Source organism: Paraburkholderia elongata, assembly GCF_013177735.1.
In the GTDB taxonomy this organism is placed as follows: Bacteria; Pseudomonadota; Gammaproteobacteria; order Burkholderiales; family Burkholderiaceae; genus Paraburkholderia; species Paraburkholderia elongata.
Genome location: NZ_WOEZ01000033.1, coordinates 1 through 17592 on the forward strand (window position 1 = coordinate 1; position 17592 = coordinate 17592).

Sequence of the window (17592 nt, forward strand, 5' to 3'; positions counted from 1 at the left end):
GCTCCATGGCACTGAACTGCCTGCGAGCGACATCTGATCGAAGCGTAACTATCGAACTGCGGCGCAACGCCTTGAATTTTGAACACTTACGACGTTGCGCCTGCGGAAGGAGAAGCTAACAGCCGTGATTAGACCAGCGATGCAGGTACGCGTTTCAGCTCACGCGATCATAATAACGTGCTGGATGGCTGCGCATCGCTTCGACGTCGATACCGTCGAGCAACCAGTGCAGCTGCTCGGTGCGCAGCTGCAGGACCACTTCCTTGCGCGGCCATACGAAACGGTCCTGCTCGAGCCGTTTCATCAATAACCAGAAGCCGTTGCGGTCCCAGACAAGCAGCTTCACGCGGTCTCGCCGTTGATTGCTGAATGCGTAGACCGCACGTGCGAACGGATCGAGCTTCATTGACTGCTCGACCAGCGCCGCAAGCCCGTTGATGCTCTTGCGGAAATCGACCGCATCACGATGAAGGTAGACCTTCAGCCCCTCGTCGAAACGGAACATGGCAGCCTGCACAGCATTTGCAGAATTGACGATACCTCGTCGGTGGTCGCCTCGCCCAGGTCCAGCTCGACGCCGTTGGGTAACCTTGCCTGCAGGCGCAATGCCGGCCTGCGCGGCGGCGCATTGAGCGTGGCGACAGGCACTAATGCTGACGTTTCGACCGGTGCCGGGAGCGCGGCGGTGCTGCCGCCGTCCCGCTCCTGCTGGTAGCGCATGATCCATTTGCGGAGCAGGTTTGCGTTGACTCCGTGCTCAAGTGCCAGGCCGGCCACCGATACACCCGGCTGCAGGCATTGCTCGACCAAGGCGCGCTTTGCTTTGGCATCGAAACGCCGTCGTCCGTCCCGATGACGCTTGACGACCATACTGCTCAATAGCTCTGAGTTGTGCTCTGTCACAGGTGTCCACCTCCAAGATAGGTGGACACCATCGTGGCGACGTCACCTGCTCAGAGCAAGGATGTCCATGATTGAGCGCTTACCGATGATGTTTTCAGGTAGCAAGCGGAATCGCTGCTAGCCCCGAATTCATTGAGGTTCTAGGAAAATTCACAATCCGGAACCATCTGACCTGCCCCGTCAAATCCGCGGAGCTCGACAGCAAACCTGCGGACCTGCGAACCAAAAGACAAACCCGCCGGTGCCCCATAGGGTGCACACGGCGGGCGTGGGTTACGGGCATTAGACGCCGTTGAACAGAACGTCGATTGCAGCAACTATTTCGTGAGCTCGATCTGAAAGATTGCAGACGGCTTGCTTGAGCAGTTTGACGGGCATGGCGCCCATCGACTGTGTTAGCAATACGTACTGCTCCCCCAAGATTTCGAACTGTGGATTGAGCCTGGACGCGGGAAGCCGATATTCGGACGCTTGTAGCAACGGGATCACCACTTTGGAACCGAGGTGTCCCATCGAGTCGGCCTGAATGTTCAGCAGGTATCCACGATTATCCGGATGTGGATAGACAGTGAATCGTTCCATCAAAACATCCTGTAGGCTTCGAGGGGCAGCCCGTTCTTTTCGATGTAGTCGTTGTAGTACGCGATTGCTTCCGCGTTCTCCTCCTGCCAACGAGCAGCCCGTGCCTCGGATACGGCCTTAGCCAGGCCGGCTTCGGCGGCTTGCGAAATGTTGATTCCAAGCTCCTTGGCTTCGGTCAAAAGACCTTCTGCCAGGGAGACATTGGTGGCTTTCTTCGGGACGCTGGCGTACGTGGCGACCATGGGGCTTCTCCGATCGGAATCATCCCCGCCATCATGCCACCGATGCGCATTCCGCACAACATCGCGAATGCGCATACCAGCTGATCGAATCAGCTGCGCTCCTTCCATAGCTTCTCCTTGAAAATTCGCGAGAAGCGTTGCCCTAGGCGGGGGCGCGTCCCAGCGAGGGTTGAAAAGTTGCCCGCCGACCTCCCGGATGGAGGCGCAGTGGGCATTGCGACCACCTGAGCCCCTGAGCCACCCCCGTTACTATCTTCACTCCTCGATAATTGAGGATTTGGCCAGCTAGGCCCGGCATGATTCTCGCCCCCAGTCGCAGCCATGATCCGGGGGGTGTTGTCACCGGGCCTGGTGGGTGGCTGGTGATCGCTAATAGGGGCTCGACCGGGAACATCTTGAGGCCGTCCGTAACGTGGATGCCGAGACTTGCCACCGATGTTGCAGGCTAACCAGTTCAATCTGCATAAACACTTCGATGCAAGAAAACCAACAACATGATTCCGTGAATGTCTTCGTCGGCGTTGACGTAGGTAAAGGCCATCATCACGCCGTCGCCCTCGATCGGACCCGAAAGCGCCTGTACAACAAAGCGCTTCCAAACGATGAAACCAAACTGCGCGCCCTCATCACCGAACTCAAGGCGCACGGCCAACTTCTATTCGTCGTCGACCAGCCCGCCATCATCGGTGCGCTGCCGCTGGCAGTCGCCCGCGACGAAGGTGTTCTGGTCGCCTATCTGCCGGGTCTGGCCATGCGTCGCATCGCCGATCTGCATGCGGGCGAAGCCAAGACCGACGCCCGCGATGCCGCCATCATTGCAGAGGCCGCCCGCTCGATGCCGCACACGCTGCGCTCGCTTCGACTTGCTGACGAGCCGCTCGCCGAACTCACCCTTAACGCCGGATACCACCCCAGGTCTCGCCTCTGGTCTGGCTTCGCTCGATATGTCACTTATCGAGCATGGAGAGCCGGTCGCTCCCGCATTTCACATCGTGCAACGGTCTGGGGTGTCCTTAAAAACGGACGATTCAACGTGCGATTCCCAGTCCTTCTGCAACCACACGTTGCCCCAGCCTTGCGGTTATGGGGTTACCTGCCACTTGAGCAGGCGCGGGCCCTTTGACGGGGAGCCAAGCCGATACGCTTCCGCAGCCGTGATGGCCGCAGTTCAGTTGGGTGGCGCTACACCCGGTTGATTGTCCTGCCGCAGCAGGGTGGAAGCCGCGCCCCTCGCCATGGCTGGCAAGACGCTGCGTCGTGCGACGCTTTAGGCCTCAGTTGACGTGACGAATTCGAGACTCGAGCGAGCATGTTGGGTGCAATTCTGTTGCCAAAATCGCACGCTCATCCGCTTCCGGTAAGGGTTGTGCCCTACCTCTGTCTCCAATTGTCGTTCAATGTGGACAGATTCAAAAAAAACGCCGGGCGGCGTTTTTGGACTGAAACTCATCAGTGTCTAGGCAATGGCTTGCGCTAAACATTCTGGATCCTGAGGGGATCTTTGGGTGTGGGACCTACGCGAGTTCGGTCCCGTCATGCCACCAAGTGGCGTGCTGCTAAACAACCGGTTCGGACGAGGAGCGCTCAATGGCTCACACGTGCGATGTGGCGAGTAAATCACAGGTTGCGCAGCCGCGCAAGCATAAAAGACGCCTCGCGAACCTCTACATTTCCTTCTATCAGCGGGTTGCTTCGGCCCGACAATTTGGTATCCCTACCAACGCCCTGTCCATCCCGTGTCCACGCCCTACCGTGACTGTCAACGCCGTGCCCACGGCATGCCGCACCTGTCTTCGCCCTGTCAACGCCATACCCTAACTGTCAAAACGGTGTCCGCGCCATCAACGCCCTGTCAACGCCATGCCATGACTGTCAACCCCGTGTCGTTTCCGTGTCGCCCCTGTCAAGCCCGTGTCATCGCCACGCCATCGCCACGCCCATGTCATCCCCGTCTCAACGCTCTCTCATCTGCGGCGACACTACGCCGTTTCCCTGTCCGGATCCCCGCATGAACGTCTACGAGTACCTCTCGCGCGCCACGCCACAAAAGGGCAGCAAGCTAGCCCCCTATTCCCATGACATTCGGGTCCTGCTTGAGCACGGGCGCACATATCAGGCGATAGTGAATTTTCTATCGGAAGCCCATAAGGTCACGGTAACGCGACAGTCACTGAGGGAATTTTGTCTCCGGCATTTTCCGGAGGAGACCGCCGCCCTCGCGAGCGGGGTGAGACGGCCCTCGACGCACTCCCCGAGTCAACCGGCGGTCGTCGCGACAACATCCGTAGATAAGGCATCGCCGCCGCCTCCTCGCGCAGCCGTTGAAACGAGAGGAACCATGCGGCCATCGCCGGAACTAGCTTCACCCGCGAATGTGCCGCAAGCCCAGGCACGAGCCCGCACAGAGGTCGAACCGCAAAGTAGCCAAAGCGACCTGCCAGCCTTAAATGCGGCGCCCGAAACCCCAGCATTTCAACCAGATCCGCCCACGTCTGTTCCTAACATTGAGCACACGGGGCCTAAACAGGGAACCGCCAAAAACCTTCTCGCCTTGTTGTCGATGCCCTGCATTCCTCGGGGACCTACCGCGGGTTCGGAAACACTCGACGACCTCTCCGAGGAAATCAGAGCATCTCATCGTAGGCAACGACGCGAGCAGCAACGCTGACGCCGCCAAGATCCGCTCAGTACCAAAACCTAGACTAGGACAACAGTTATGCCAGACACGAATGCCGTCCAAAATTCCAACGCCAAGGAATCCGTCGCTGCGCCGCCGGTCCCTCTCAAGGGTACCATTGCTCAGGCTCCTACCCCGATCCAGCCTCTCCGGATTCTCATCCTCGCGCAGGTTGGAACTATCGGCAAAAGTACGGTTGGGGCCACCGTCCTGCACCCTCACCTGAACGGCTCGTTCTATTCCATCGAGTCCTTCAACCAGGACGCTGGACGGTATGGAATCGACGTCAAGCGCTACTCGGCCGCGCCCGATGACCTCGAAGACTTCCAGTTTGAACTTGCTAACGATCTGGACCATGCGATCGTCGACATCGGACAGTCGGCGCTTGACGAATTCCTCAAACGGATGGCCGTCGATCACATGGTGGAAGACTTCCACTACGTCGTCTCTGTGGCAGACACGACGATCCGCGGGCAAGACGAAGCCATCAACACCTGGGAAACCTTGATGAAAATCGGGTTTGAGCCGAGCCAATACCGTCTGGTATTGAACCGTTCGCAACCAAAGAAAGCGATCGAGGAGCAGTACTCGCGCCTCTTCGCGTACAAAAAGCTGCACGAAGAGTTCTGGATCAAGCCAGCTTGCGTCCTGCCTGCGATCCCCGCCTTCGAAGCGGTAGTAAAGAAGAAGATTTCGTGGGAGGACGCTCTCAGCCCAGGTGTGAATTTTCTGGATCGCTCCCGTGAACTTCGCGCAGCGGGACGTGTGGCGGAAGCCCAGGAGGCCACGAACCGGTCTGTACTGGCGAAGTGGGCCAGGGGCGCGACGATATTTACCGAGGCCGCCTTCGCCGCGCTTGATATTCCCGTCTAGATCACCATGACCGGGACGTTAACGTCGGCGCACGATCAGCCTCTCTCCCTCGAAGGTGCGAAACTGTACCTCGTGCTGGAAGAGGTCGATCGTGTTGTTATTGCCATCCAGAATCTTCACAACGCCATCAGAGGGGACATAGACCGGCAAGAGGCCATCCTTACAGAGCAGCGGGCCATGCTGCGCGAGATGAGGAAAATGAACGCAGAGACGGCCCAACAATTTTCGGACCTGCTTCAATCCGCCCGATCAGTGATGCACTCGATCGCCGAGAAAGGCTTGGCTGACTCTATCTCGAAGGCCGTGATCCTCAATATATACGCCGAGCTGACACCTCGACTCAAGGAAGAGAGTGAGCAAAACTTGGCAGCGGCATCCGCAGTCGCGACCGGGTTGATGTCTGTCGTCACCGACATCCACAAGGACACTGCCAAGATGATCGCCGACGCTATCGCAGGTAAGCCACCCCTGCCGGCACCACCACCTAACGACGCCCCGTTCACGGAAAGGGCGAAGGGGCGCGTGATCAGATCTCTGGCGAAAGCGAAGCGGTTTATGGTCTCCGCGACCCACGCCGTCGTGTTGTTCACCTGCTTCGTCGCGTTGTTCACCTGCTCCGTCGTTCTGTACGCCGCCTCTCACTCCCTGAAACTTTTTTAGGCCGAAGCCGCGGGAATCCCAGCGAGGGAATCCCGCGGCGCTCTCGCGGCGGCTTCTCTCGCATTGGCGGATACCCGGCGAACGTCTCCCCTCCAACCAGTGCCAGCCCCCAGCGATCCGGCAGCCTTGTCGCCAAGGGCGACACTCCGAGGCGCTAACCCATTGATTTTGTTGGGCCACCAAACCCCCCTGCCTTCCCGAATCGTCCCTCGATAGCATAGCAGGGTAGTTTGGCAACACCATTTGCACCATGCTTACCTGTTCGCCAATCGCCCGGCCAACCGCATGAAGGTTCCGGTTCACGACGGCATCGGCATCCGGCTGGACTCGGCGGAATTCCGGGCGCAAATGATGGAACTGTTGAACACATCCAGTACCACCTCTAGATAGAGGAGTCCAGCCTGCATACTCATAGCAAATCACATGGGCGACGATCAGGGAACCAGAACCACATTAAGGTTCTTGAACTTGCACTGCCTGCTCCTGGTACCGCGACCGTTGGCACTATGCCGTTGGCCGGGCAAAGAAAGCGATCGACCTACGGGTGATGCCGGATTTTGCGCCACCTCTGGGCGGCCTATTTTAGTGCAGTGATTACTCATTTCGTCGAGTCGTTTGAGGACGCGCTCAGAAACCGGAGATCCGGGCTTTCACGCTCGACTGGTCAGATCCTCGCCTCCATTGACGGTGCCGATAGCCGCGCGCCAGACGTCCTGCTTGACGCTGTCCATCCTGCTGATCGCCGCAACCAATCACCCGGAAACACTTGATCCAGCGGTGCCGCGCGGTGGCCGCCTTGAGCAGAAGATCCGCTTTGATGTACGGTCGCGCGAATCGCCGGCAGCCTACATCCGCTCCCAACTGGCGCTCAAGGCCCGCGAGACGTTTTCCTTCTCGCGGCACACGGTGGAATGCATGATCACGGGTCTCGAGGGCTACTCGATCGCGGACGTTGATACCGCGCCGCGCAGGACGCTGGATATCCCGAGCGACCCATCACTGGAAACGACGTCGTCCGTGAGTCGAAATCCTCCTGAGGTAGCGCGAACCATCGCACCGAGAAGCGCCCGCAGGCGCCTGAAATACGCAGTCACACGCGCAGCGGCCCATGCACGCAGAAATTCTTCATTTCGTCGACGACGATGAGACCTGTTGAGACGATGGAGAGCAATTTTTGATTTGTGCGCCCCCCGAACGAATACGCAATGGCCACCGTGAGGGGGCTGCTAGCAAAGCGGGTAAATGATCTGGTCGGCGCGGCGACCACTTCCTCGAGGCGAGCGACGGAGTTGCTACCCTCTTCGCTCCGGCAGGGCAGATAAGTCCACAGCGGGTTCATTCCCCACGTGCCATTTGTAGAAGCCGCGTACGTGTTTTTCGTGACGAGTTTCCAAAAAGCAGGATCAACTCAGCCAGTTCGTCTTCGTCGGCATAGAAATAGGCCACCGGCACAGACAGCGAAGCCGCCAGTTTGCAGGCGAACGGATAGTCAACCTTGTGAATGCCCAATTCGTAGCGATTGATACGGGTGCTCGCAACGAACTCATCGAGGCCCGAATCTATACCGAGCTGCTTTTGCGACAACCCGGCTCGAAGGCGCGCTTCCTTCAATCGCGCTCCGAAGATGGAGCTTCCGGTTGTCGACATCAAGTAGCCCTGTATTGACAGAGCTACGAATATCGTAGCAAACTGGCGCGCGCGATACTACGAATATCGTAGTCTCATGAATGCACCGTTGAATAACGATGCAACAGAAATACGGGAACAGGGATCTTCGGCTGGAGACAGGAACTGGTTCCTCGTCGGGGATAGGCGGAACAAAAACGCGCGGGGGAAACATGACAAAAAGAGTTATTGGCGCAGCGGCCGCGGCGGGGGCGCTATTTGCAGCAGGTTGTAGCGGCAGAAACGCCGCAAACGAAGCCAACTTCAAGGCGGCAATCAACGAGGGCGTCAAGACACAAAAGGCCTGCCTCTCATTAGACGGGCCGATCGCAAACCTTTCCCAGGGCATCCCTGTCCTTCCTGCGCAGAATCATGCTTCAGATCAGCAAATCATCGCGCAGAAGCCACTGCTTAAGGCGCTCGACCATGTTGGACTGGTCACGCTTCAGGTTGTGTACAGGCAACAACCCGGCCTTCCCATGTTTGGGAGTTACAAGGCACCCTATATCACGGTCGGCGTCACCGACAAGGGTAAGCCGTATTTTCAAAACAGGTCGGACACCGGACCAGCGCTCTGCTTTGGCCGGTTTGTCGTCGACTCGATCGACCGGTTTTCGCAGCCAGCATCCGCAATGGGGCACATGGTTTCACAGGTCAAATACACGGGCCACCTCGAGGATCTCCCGGACTGGACGCACGCCCCGGAACTGACAGCACAGTCTGACTGGCTGCGCAAGATCACTTCCCCCCAGAAATATTCGGACAAGACAGTGCTGATCCTGACCAACAAGGGATGGGAAGACCAGCGCGTCGCAGGCTTCTAACAGCCAAAACAAACGGGTTAAGAAATGAAAAAAAGCTTCACGAGGGCGCAGGGGCTCGTGGCCGGCACACTTCCAGCCTGATTTTTCTACTCGCAGCGTGTGGTGGTGGGGGCGGCAGTAGCTCCACCGCCACGAGTTCGGCTGCGAGCGCGCCAGGTGGCGCATCCTCGCCCTCGGGTTCGTCGACCGCGACCGTCGCGTCCAGCACCCTGAGCACGCCACAGTATGCGCCTGGCAGCATCGAGTCGGCGATGTTTGCGGCCCTCAATCAGGCTCGTCAGTCCTGTGGCTTTACTGCGCTCGAGGAAAATACCCTTCTTGACAAGGCTTCGGACAATCACGCGCAGTATATGGGTGTCAATAATGCCGGTGGGGATACCGAGTCAACCAGCAATGCAGACTTTACCTGCGCCACCTATGTCGCCCGGGCGGCCGCCGTGGGATTCCCGGCGAGCACATTTGGGGCTGGAGTAAGCGCTGTGGAGTACTCGGTCTCGGCTTCAACGAATACGCAATACGGGCAGGCCCTGATCAGCGAGTGGCTGGGTGGTGCCTACCACGGTCCGGCCGTGCTGGTCCCCTCGGGCGTCGTCGGCATCGGTACCTATCAGACGAGCTACAACGGATATCCCGAGGTCCGGGCATCAATAAGCCTGCTGAACACGACGCTGGGCCATATCTCCAGCAACGCTCCATTAACATACGCTTGCCAAGGCTCCACTGGCGTACTGTATTCCGTTGTGGGTGAGCAGCCTGCTCCGCCTAACACGTCAGGAAGCTTCGGCACTCCGATTGCGGTGGTCGGCAATCCGTCCGACACGATCGTTCTCCAATCAGGAACGCTCACGGATTCCTCCGGTCATGCCGTCAGCCTGCAACTACTGGATTCGGCCGACGACCCGAACGAGATCCTGGCGCCCTACATGGCTTCCGCGTACCCGACGGCACCGCTGACAGCGGGCACCTCTTACACTGCGTCGATAACCGGAATCGATAACGGCACGGCGTTCACGCGCACGTTCAGCTTCACGACCGCGATCAACTGACATGTCCTGCGGCGGAGAATTCGACCATGCACCGGGCAGCAGACGATCGGGCAAGCTCCGAAAAGTAGAGGGCTGAGTACCACCAAGACCCAGCCCTTTCCGGCAAGTGCACGGTATCGACGCCCCGCCGCATCCAGTCAAGACCAGTCAGGCAGGCCACTACCATCTCTGCTCGCTCGTCGAGACCGCAAGGTGAACGGCGTCGAACCGTCCCTCTACCTGCCGCCTTCTGTCGCACACGTTCCAATACGTCAGTGTGACAGTCCCCGTTAGCAGCAGGCTTCCCGCCCTCCTCCAGACTGATCGACCGGCACCCGCCGCGTACCCATGGTGCGAAGGTGAACCGCAACCATCGGTGTCCAGCTAACAGCGAGTATCGGCGCTCGGCACTTTGACTTGCTTCTGCGGAACTTCATGTGATTCTGGATTTGTCCTGTCCTCGCGCAGCATCACACGCGGGGCCGGCTGACGAACAACCATAACCAGATGGGTAACTCAATGCGCAACAAAGATCCGAAGGGATTCATCACAGCCGAGGTCGAGGTCGCGTCGGCCTGTACCGCCGCCGTATCGGCGCGGAAATCCTACCGTGCTTTCGCAGGTTCCGATCCGACGGATGATGGTCTTGGGCCGGTGAGCATCGTGACGCCAAACCATGAGCCGCCCGCAGCGGACCGTCGTGGACAGGTCGCCTCGTTGTCCATGACGGATGCAACGGATGCCGCGATACCGGGTATCGACTGAACGCCCAGCAAAGGCAGAGGAACCAGAAGCCGTCAACGTGAATACATGCTTGCGATCGGCTCAGGCGCCGGTCGGTCCATCAGCGGCGCCGCATGGCCCTACGGCCATGCCGAGGGAACAGTGCCGGAGACCTGGATGCGCTCGCCGTCTCACTGGCGGGTTCAGCAGTCAGGCCCATGACGCATCGCCAGGCGACCTGCCCGCGCGCCAGACCTGGACCACTCTGTTGTACCAACTTTTAAAAGGACAGTTCTATGAGCAATCCCAGAAATAATCTTTTGCATGTATTCGTTGAGGAATGCAAACAGTGTCTTGTCGACTACTTATCGCCATTCACTCTCCTCGCGCGGTGGATACGGCGCCATACGCGCAAGTGAAACGTGACGGGTACACGCACGGAGATCGAGAATGGAAAACACACGCATTACCGCGGCCAACGGCTGTGAGGTCATCAAGGTTGTGACCGACTCGGGCGTCACAGGCTATATCGACGCCAGCATCCCGCCCGATGCGATCGAGGCCTGGTACCGGCGCCTGGGTGCCGACCTCAGGCGCCCGATCGCACACTCGAGACGCATCCTTCGGCAGAACCAGCGTCGCACACCCAGGCCGATGCGCAAACGTACGCGCCGCCGGCGCTCCGGACCTCGTCTGTGGCCGCCCAGACGAGGCCGCCCGCTCATTGTGCTTCGCTAACCCGCATCAACTTGCGTGCCCAACGAGCCATGCGAACCTGCATCTGTTCCCTCGCGACGGGACCGACAGATCCAGTTCACTACCAAAACGGAGCTCCACATGAAAAACGACCAACAACAGACGTCACTGTTTTCCTTCATCCACCCGGACCATGCGTGCCTTCCCCGTCCCGTCAGGGCGTTCTGCAACACCATCGCCACACTCATGTTGTTCACCCCGGTGTTCATGGCCTGCATCTCGTGCCTTGGAATCCTGCTGGGACTCGCTGGCCTGCAGGAGGCCTGCCCGGCGCTCGCGCACGGTATTGCCCTTGGCGTTATCGACATGATCAAGGGCGGCGCAATCGGGTTCACCGCCCTTCTCCTCACCGCGGCCTTCTTCGAACGTGAACAGTTCGCGCGGTTCATCCGCGACGACCTGTACCACATGATCGAGGACGAGATCATGCCCCTGTATCGCTAGGCGTGCCGCGTATCTCGACATGCGGATCCCACCGCTTTGCCATTGCCCCCTTGCCTGCACGGAGAATCTTCCATGAAAGATGTCATCGTTTTCACGGCCCGCCTGTTCCCGCCGACACTGACCGGCACCCTCGCAGGTGCGGGCGTCGGGTCGGTTCTTCACCTCCATGACAGGCACCGGCTGCTCGCGATGCTGGTCTGCGCCGGCCTGGCGCTCGTACTCCACCACTTCGTCCGCGCCGCCCGCTGGCTGATGGTGACCGGGACCTTTGCCATACTCATACTCGCAGTCGGTCAGTACTCCGTGCTAGGCGCCGGTCTGCTCGGCGTCGGAATCGTACTGTGGCTGGTATTGCGCGCCAGGCATAGGGACGGCAAGACCAGACAACCCATCCCTCCGTCTCTACAACACCCCGCCCCACGCTCAGGGACGCAAAGCGCACCAGGTCAACCGGCGCGCCAGCCGACGCATTCTCTGGACGACCGTGTACTGCGTGCGCGGTTCTCCTTTGATGCTATCACTGGCATGGCTGACACAAAGAGCCGGCTGCTCAATGCGGCACGCGACATCCTCGCCAACCCCGCTCACGCGAGAAACGGCATCCTGCTCTCCGGCGGACCCGGCAACGGTAAAACGATGTTTGCCGAAGCACTCGCTGGCGAGTTGCGGATCCCCTTCTTCTCGATTTCCTATCAGGACATCGCCTCGAAGTGGGTCAATGAAACACCTGAGCGTGTGAAAGCGGCTTTTGCCCAAGCAACCCGGCTAGGCCAGGCTGTTTTCCTGATTGACGAGGTGGACGGCTTTATCAAGGCACGCACCGATTCTCATCACATGGATCGCGATCTGACGAACACGATGCTCACTGAAATCATCCGCCTGCGCGGCACCCGGATTATCCTGATCGCCGCCACGAACGATCTCGAATGGCTGGACGGGGCCGCTGTGCGCGAGGGGCGCTTCGACTTCAAGGTCGAGGTGCCGCCGCCAGACGCACCAGCACGTGAAACGCTGCTTGCCCGCTCAGTGTTCAAGGCGCTCGGACCCAACGCGCTTAGCTCGCCTGTGCTCAAAAGTCTCGCCGCGCGCTGGTCCGGTTTCAGCGCCGCACGCCTGATGGCGGTCGGACCGCAACTTGCCGATATGCGACGCGCAGGTCTGCTCGCGGCTGGCCAGGTTTCGTTTGAGATTGCCATGCAGGCGATGCGTCGCATCCAGGGATCGCACGGCCAACTGCCAGAGACAGCAAAGGCGATCGAGGACATCATCATGCCCGACCGGTCCGCTCAGGAGATCAAGAAGCTCGCGCTGCGTTTGCGCCATATACACCGGATGGAACAGCTCGGTGGAACACTCCCTCGGGGCGTGCTGTTCTACGGTCCACCCGGCACCGGCAAAACGCTCGCAGCTGTTGCTCTCGCGAAGGCCAGCGGCTGGGCATTCCTCTCCACGACTGGCGCGGAACTCCTGCACAGCGATACGGCATGGAAACGGCTCTACCAGCGTGCCAGCGCCTTACGACCCTGCATCCTCTTCCTGGACGAAGCTGATGATGTACTGGCCGTGCGATCCGGCCGGATCGCTCCGCTAACGAACCAGATCCTGGCCTCGATCGACGGCGCCGGTGGCCGCGTGCCTGACGTACTGATAATTGCCGCGACCAACCATCCGGAAGCGCTGGATCCGGCAGTGCTACGCGGCGGTCGCCTTGAGCAGAAAATCCGCTTTGACGTGCCGTCACGCGAGTCGCTCGCGGCTTATATCCGCTCCCAGCTGAGGCTCAAGACGGGAGACACCTTTGCAATTTCACGGCAGGCGGTGGAGTGCGTCATCACTAGGCTTGAGGGCTGCTCTATCGCGGATACCGACGCCGCCTTGCAGCGGCTCATCGACGAGGCCGCGGCACGGCACATCGAATCGGGCGCCACCACCATTACAGCTGACGATGTGCGCGCAGCGCTTTCGACACTGGATATTGCCATCGGTTGAAACGTCGGAGGTGCATTGGCTAGGGGATAGTGAGCCTTGACGGCCAGCCTCCTGCGCAAATGCGGTTGCAAAGCACTGAAAGGCACCGGTCCGGTAGTCATGCCAGTTTTATGCCACCCTATTCCCCGGAATGCCTGCTGCTCATCAACTGCGGATCCCAAAAAATACTGCAGGCAACACCGGCAAGTCGGCAGGGGGCTCTGCGCAGCGATGCCTCAAGGATCTACCCGGACCCGTCCCGGATAACTGCATGGGCTGTATGCTGGATCACGCCTGGTAAGGCACGCCGCACAAAACGATTTTGCGTGTAGACGATATCTACCGCTTTCAACCTTCATTCGCGGCGGGAGCCAGTCCATGCGACAGAAACCTGTTTCATGAATCATCGGGGTGGGCTGCATTCTCGTTGCCTTACGCATGCTGACCAACTTCTGGAGGGAGCACGCTTCCTCAAAAACGGGTGCCTTTCACTGTCGTCATTCTGGGGCGTCGAAATGCAAGCCACCGCAGGCTGAGGGCGCCTGAAAATTCGCGCCCCGGTTCATAGCGATTTTAACCGTGAGAGAAATGGATGCTGGAGCTGACAGATCTTAGACGGTGGGGGGCCACATGCCGGCTTCAGGGGAGCCCAGCGACTCATCAAACAATATTGGAATGTTATGGCCATACGTGTGGAAATTATCCAGTATAACGAAGTACCAGCCAACGGCGTGATTGACGAAGGAGTCCTTGTGCCTGTTGACGGCAGCACAGTCATCAGCCCACCGGATGGCGGTTGCGGCATGCCGCGATGCGCATGCTTCAGGGGGCACTTTATTCAACGTCTTTTCCCGCGCGATGCAGCCGGTACGGTTTTCGGGTACATCGTCGAATTCGACTCCCGTGAGGATCTTGAGTTGACGAACGACGAACAGCTCTCGCTTTTGGCGCAGAAAGCGATGCACTGACGCATCGAAATCTCGTGACAAGCTGCCCTGCTGCGGTCAGTGTCGCCGCACCGTCTGCTAGCCGGGTTGCCGCTGCGCGGCAGCGGTCGGGCGGTAAGGAAAAGTTCCAGACCGTTAGTTGCGTTTGATTCGATCAAGCTTTCCCGGCACAGAGCAACCACAGTCCCCGCCTTCGCATCTGGAACGGCTGGGGAGGATTTTCAATCCGTCTTCGCTGATCACGCAGGGCGTCGCATGGACTTGCCCTTCTGCGCCCGTTCTGTGCTCATGTCGGCGCTAACGCGCATATCGCGCTGGCATCATTCATCGTCGAGATCGAGCGACAACTGCGGTTCTATCGCGAGCCCACCGCCTGTGCCGCGGCTCGTTTGCGTCGCCAAGGCTGGCCGCAGCACATCCCGATGGAAGACCGCATCCGCACTGATTCGGACCAGATTGTCGTTGGCCGGTTGAACCAGCGTTGTGTTCAGGCACATCCCGTTGGCGCAGGTCAGGGCGTCGGATAGCGCACTCATCCGGCAGCCGCCAGCATCGATGTCGCGCCGCACCAGCAGGCGTATAGCTGGCGAACCCGCTCATCGGACGGATCGTCAACCGCCAGCTGGTACCCGATAAAGAGTTCGTCGCCCGCTTCGATGTCCCTGACGGCTTCGATGAACACCCTCCCCACATCCTCAACCGCTTCGCAGTTGGCTGCGCATGCGTGGTTAAGCCACCGCGCACTGTTGCCGCCGCGACTGCCGTCAATAACGTATCCGTTGGAAAGTCCGAAGAAAAAAGTATGGCCGTCAACACCGTGACGCTGATGACGACGCACCGCCTCTCGCCAGGTCGTGACTTCACCCTTGTATTCGAGAAGGCGCTCGCCGCCTTCGATCCGCCGTAGCGCGAACACGCCTTTTCCGTGGACCGGCACGCCGGACGATAACCCGTCGCATATTCTTCCAGCTAGCCATGCTAATGCCAAATATAATCGCGTACCTTCCTGCCAACTCGACCAGCACGACGGACTCCCCGATGAACCGCCAGCGAGCTCGGCGAGTTTGAAATTCCGAACCACTGCTTCGGAATTTCCCAGATGGGCCTCGCCAGTCGATCCGGATCAGCGATTCGGAAATTGCGGCGGGCGGCCAGGTCTGGTGGTTATTGTTCATCCTTCATCAGCAAGCGTTGCCGGGCTGTCGCAATCGACTGATGCAGCTTGGCTTTCAGGGCTTCCCGCGAAGGGAGGACGGTGAGATATTCGGCAACATGGATGCCGCTCCTGTCGAGTTCCAGCAGTTCAATCTGCTCCTGCTTCTTGCCCGCACACAGGATAATTCCCAGCGGCGGAGCCTCGTCTGGTTCCTGCTCGTGCTTTGCCAGCCAGCGCAGGTAGAGCTCCATCTGACTCTTGTATTCGTGCCGGAAAGTCCCGAGTTTCAGGTCGATCGCCACAAGCCGCTTGAGTTTCCGGTTGTAAAACAGCAGATCGATGTAGAAATCGTCATGGTCAATCTGTAAGCGCTTCTGCCGGGCGACGAACGTGAAACCAGCCCCCAGTTCGAGCAGGAACTGCTCGATTTCGCGCAATATGGCGTCCTCCAGATCCTTTTCCAGGTAGTGATCGTTCAGCCCCAGAAAGTCGAGAACGTACGGATCCTTCAGGAGCAGGTCGGGAGACACCTTCTGTTTCTGACGCAATTGGGTCAGATCGTGACGCAACGTTTCCGCGGGCTTCTTCGATAATGCGCTGCGCTCGAAGAGCATGGAGTTGATTCTCTCCTGCAACTGACGGGACGACCATCCCTCAAGCCGGCAAAGCTCAACATAGAAATCGCGTTTCAGGGGATCGTCGATGTAGATCAGCGTCTTGATGTGCGTCCAGGACAATTCTCTCCGCACTGCGGAGACAATGTCGCAGCTGCTTCTCGCTCCAACCCCGACCGTAGTCGGCCGTCAACCGGCGCGCCAGCGAAGCAATGACCTGCTGGCCATACCCGGCACGCTCGCCGCCAAGAACCTCGGCCTGGATCCGGCGACCTACCTGCCACTAAAGAAGTGTCAACTCGGCATTGATCGTTGCGGCCGCCCGGCGCCTGGCCGCGTCGATCAGTCGCCGGATATCGGCGAGCAAAGGCGCATCCAGGTCGTGAGGCGCGAGAGTCGTCAAATTGCGCAGATCCTTCTACAAGAAGCGCGCATTATCCCCTTCGCAGCGCCTGGTGGTTGCCGCAGATCACATGAGATGCATCTGTCCTGCTACCGCACGAATCCGGACAACGCACATAGGCAAAATGCGTGACGCTCGAATACCCACGTTCGGGCGGGCCACGGCTGCCGCCACTCATTACAGATCACCGCGTTCTCATTTACGCCGCATACAGCCCGGCATGCAGATCGCGCAGCGCCTTGCGACGCTCCACGAGTTCATGCTGGGTGCCCTGACGCTCAAGGCTCAGGATCTGCAGCAACAGCCGCGTCGCCCGCTCCGGCGCCGTCTGGCGCGACGGCTGCGCGTCCCGCAGCAGCGGCGCCAGTCCCGGCTTTTCGATCAGCACCCACGCGGGAAACCACGCGAGGTCGGCTGTCTGGCCTGCACCCTCGAAATTCGCGTCGAACTTTCTGCGCAACGTGTCGATTGACGCGTCGGCGAGCCGGTGCAACAGACCGGCCAGGCGGCCAGGTGACAGCCAGGCGAGTTCGGTGAGCAATGGCAACGCAGACTCCAGGCCATCCGCGCGATGTCGCACCTCGGCCATCCACGTCAGCGGCGCCGGGATCCGGCGCCACGACCCGATCCGCTCGACGGCCCGTCTTGCCTCATCCCAGTCGCCCGCGCGCAGCCAGAGCGGCGCCGCGTGAAGGTCACTGACGTCAGCGCGAAACGGCAGGGCCGCGGCCTGCTGCGCGACCGTCCGCCAGCATGACGCCATCCACGCCCGTCCTGATGCGTCGCCCAGTAACCGCCGCGCCGCCGGTTCAACCTCATCATTGAGGCGACCACAGGCGGCAGCCAGCGCCGGATGATCGGTGAACGGCGTGGCGACATCGCTGTCGAGCACATCGATCAATGTCGCCAGCCCGGCCAGGGTGTCGTCATCGGGGAATTCGCCTGCCAGTCTCTGCCAGGCCTGCCGGGCAGAGACTGCATCGCGCCGGTGGAGGGCACCCACCACATCGTTGCGGAGCATGACGTCGCGGCTGTCGGCGAAGATGTCGAGCTGCATGATGGTCAGCGTCAGAAGAGTTGATCGTTCAGACCGGCCAGATTAGCCCATTTCACCACGCTGCGGAACGACC

At 59.7% G+C, this 17592-nt stretch carries 16 protein-coding genes and 3 pseudogenes; 10 read left to right on the top strand and 9 right to left on the bottom strand.

Translation table 11 applies throughout. The features are described from left to right. Positions 1-154: 154 nt before the first annotated feature. The 4 genes from tnpB to GNZ13_RS06155 form a co-directional block, all read right to left on the bottom strand. Entirely contained in the window at positions 155-505 is a 351-nt protein-coding gene (gene tnpB, locus GNZ13_RS06140; protein ID WP_172161444.1) for an IS66 family insertion sequence element accessory protein TnpB, read from the bottom strand. Further along, the gene (tnpA, locus tag GNZ13_RS06145; RefSeq protein WP_216674734.1) at positions 481-870 is read right to left on the bottom strand and encodes an IS66-like element accessory protein TnpA; all 390 of its coding nucleotides are present in this window, start codon (positions 868-870) and stop codon (positions 481-483) included. The genes tnpB and tnpA overlap by 25 nt, the downstream gene beginning before the upstream one ends. 315 nt (positions 871-1185) lie before the next feature. After that, on the bottom strand, positions 1186-1485 hold the full coding sequence (locus tag GNZ13_RS06150) for a CcdB family protein (RefSeq protein WP_172161448.1): 300 nt from the start codon (positions 1483-1485) through the stop codon (positions 1186-1188). After that, positions 1485-1727 carry a type II toxin-antitoxin system CcdA family antitoxin gene (locus GNZ13_RS06155; protein ID WP_054043691.1) on the bottom strand — a complete coding sequence of 81 codons (243 nt, stop codon included), beginning with the start codon at positions 1725-1727 and terminating at the stop codon, positions 1485-1487. The genes GNZ13_RS06150 and GNZ13_RS06155 overlap by 1 nt, the downstream gene beginning before the upstream one ends. A 416-nt stretch (positions 1728-2143) precedes the next feature. On the opposite strand from GNZ13_RS06155, the pseudogene GNZ13_RS06160 reads away from it, so the two are divergent. The 4 genes and pseudogenes from GNZ13_RS06160 to GNZ13_RS06175 all read left to right on the top strand — a co-directional run. Continuing rightward, positions 2144-2634: pseudogene (locus GNZ13_RS06160) on the top strand (IS110 family transposase); the annotation flags it as partial. Between the two features lie 1809 nt (positions 2635-4443). After that, complete coding sequence (locus GNZ13_RS06165; RefSeq protein WP_172161450.1) at positions 4444-5277, top strand: hypothetical protein; 834 nt, start codon at positions 4444-4446, stop codon at positions 5275-5277. A gap of 6 nt (positions 5278-5283) precedes the next feature. Then, the gene (locus tag GNZ13_RS06170) at positions 5284-5937 is read left to right on the top strand and encodes a hypothetical protein (RefSeq protein ID WP_172161452.1); all 654 of its coding nucleotides are present in this window, start codon (positions 5284-5286) and stop codon (positions 5935-5937) included. 717 nt (positions 5938-6654) lie between these two features. Next, positions 6655-7083, top strand: a complete 429-nt coding sequence (locus tag GNZ13_RS06175) for a P-loop NTPase family protein (protein ID WP_172161454.1) — start codon at positions 6655-6657, stop codon at positions 7081-7083. A 189-nt stretch (positions 7084-7272) separates the two neighbouring features. On the opposite strand, the gene GNZ13_RS06180 is transcribed toward GNZ13_RS06175, so the two are convergent. Beyond that, positions 7273-7548 (bottom strand): helix-turn-helix domain-containing protein, encoded by a 276-nt coding sequence (locus GNZ13_RS06180; protein WP_407945608.1) that lies wholly within the window; start codon positions 7546-7548, stop codon positions 7273-7275. A gap of 227 nt (positions 7549-7775) precedes the next feature. Between GNZ13_RS06180 and GNZ13_RS06185 the strand changes: the two genes are divergently transcribed. From GNZ13_RS06185 to GNZ13_RS06210, 6 genes are all read left to right on the top strand, one after another. Next, on the top strand, positions 7776-8426 hold the full coding sequence (locus GNZ13_RS06185) for a hypothetical protein (protein WP_172161458.1): 651 nt from the start codon (positions 7776-7778) through the stop codon (positions 8424-8426). A gap of 251 nt (positions 8427-8677) precedes the next feature. Continuing rightward, complete coding sequence (locus GNZ13_RS06190) at positions 8678-9472, top strand: spore germination YkwD domain-containing protein (RefSeq protein WP_236001830.1); 795 nt, start codon at positions 8678-8680, stop codon at positions 9470-9472. A gap of 498 nt (positions 9473-9970) precedes the next feature. After that, positions 9971-10216: a hypothetical protein gene (locus GNZ13_RS06195; RefSeq protein WP_172161460.1), complete on the top strand. Its 246-nt coding sequence runs from the start codon at positions 9971-9973 to the stop codon at positions 10214-10216. 795 nt (positions 10217-11011) lie between these two features. Further along, the gene (locus tag GNZ13_RS06200) at positions 11012-11374 is read left to right on the top strand and encodes a hypothetical protein (protein WP_172161462.1); all 363 of its coding nucleotides are present in this window, start codon (positions 11012-11014) and stop codon (positions 11372-11374) included. A 72-nt stretch (positions 11375-11446) separates the two neighbouring features. Beyond that, a complete protein-coding gene (locus GNZ13_RS06205; protein ID WP_172161464.1) occupies positions 11447-13363 on the top strand; it encodes an AAA family ATPase in 1917 nt (638 codons plus the stop codon). A gap of 671 nt (positions 13364-14034) precedes the next feature. After that, the gene (locus GNZ13_RS06210) at positions 14035-14310 is read left to right on the top strand and encodes a hypothetical protein (RefSeq protein ID WP_172161466.1); all 276 of its coding nucleotides are present in this window, start codon (positions 14035-14037) and stop codon (positions 14308-14310) included. Positions 14311-14609: 299 nt separating this feature from the next. Here the strand turns inward: GNZ13_RS06210 and GNZ13_RS06215 are convergent, their stop codons facing one another. The 4 genes and pseudogenes from GNZ13_RS06215 to GNZ13_RS06235 all read right to left on the bottom strand — a co-directional run bounded on the left by GNZ13_RS06215 (position 14610) and on the right by GNZ13_RS06235 (position 17519). Then, a complete protein-coding gene (locus tag GNZ13_RS06215) occupies positions 14610-14825 on the bottom strand; it encodes a hypothetical protein (protein WP_172161468.1) in 216 nt (71 codons plus the stop codon). Continuing rightward, positions 14822-15248 (bottom strand): annotated as a pseudogene (locus GNZ13_RS06220) (SET domain-containing protein). The gene GNZ13_RS06215 and the pseudogene GNZ13_RS06220 overlap by 4 nt, the downstream one beginning before the upstream one ends. Before the next feature lie 205 nt (positions 15249-15453). Continuing rightward, positions 15454-16462 (bottom strand): annotated as a pseudogene (locus GNZ13_RS06225) (PDDEXK nuclease domain-containing protein). Between the two features lie 199 nt (positions 16463-16661). Then, positions 16662-17519 carry a hypothetical protein gene (locus GNZ13_RS06235; protein ID WP_172161472.1) on the bottom strand — a complete coding sequence of 286 codons (858 nt, stop codon included), beginning with the start codon at positions 17517-17519 and terminating at the stop codon, positions 16662-16664. Between the last annotated feature and the right edge of the window lie 73 nt (positions 17520-17592).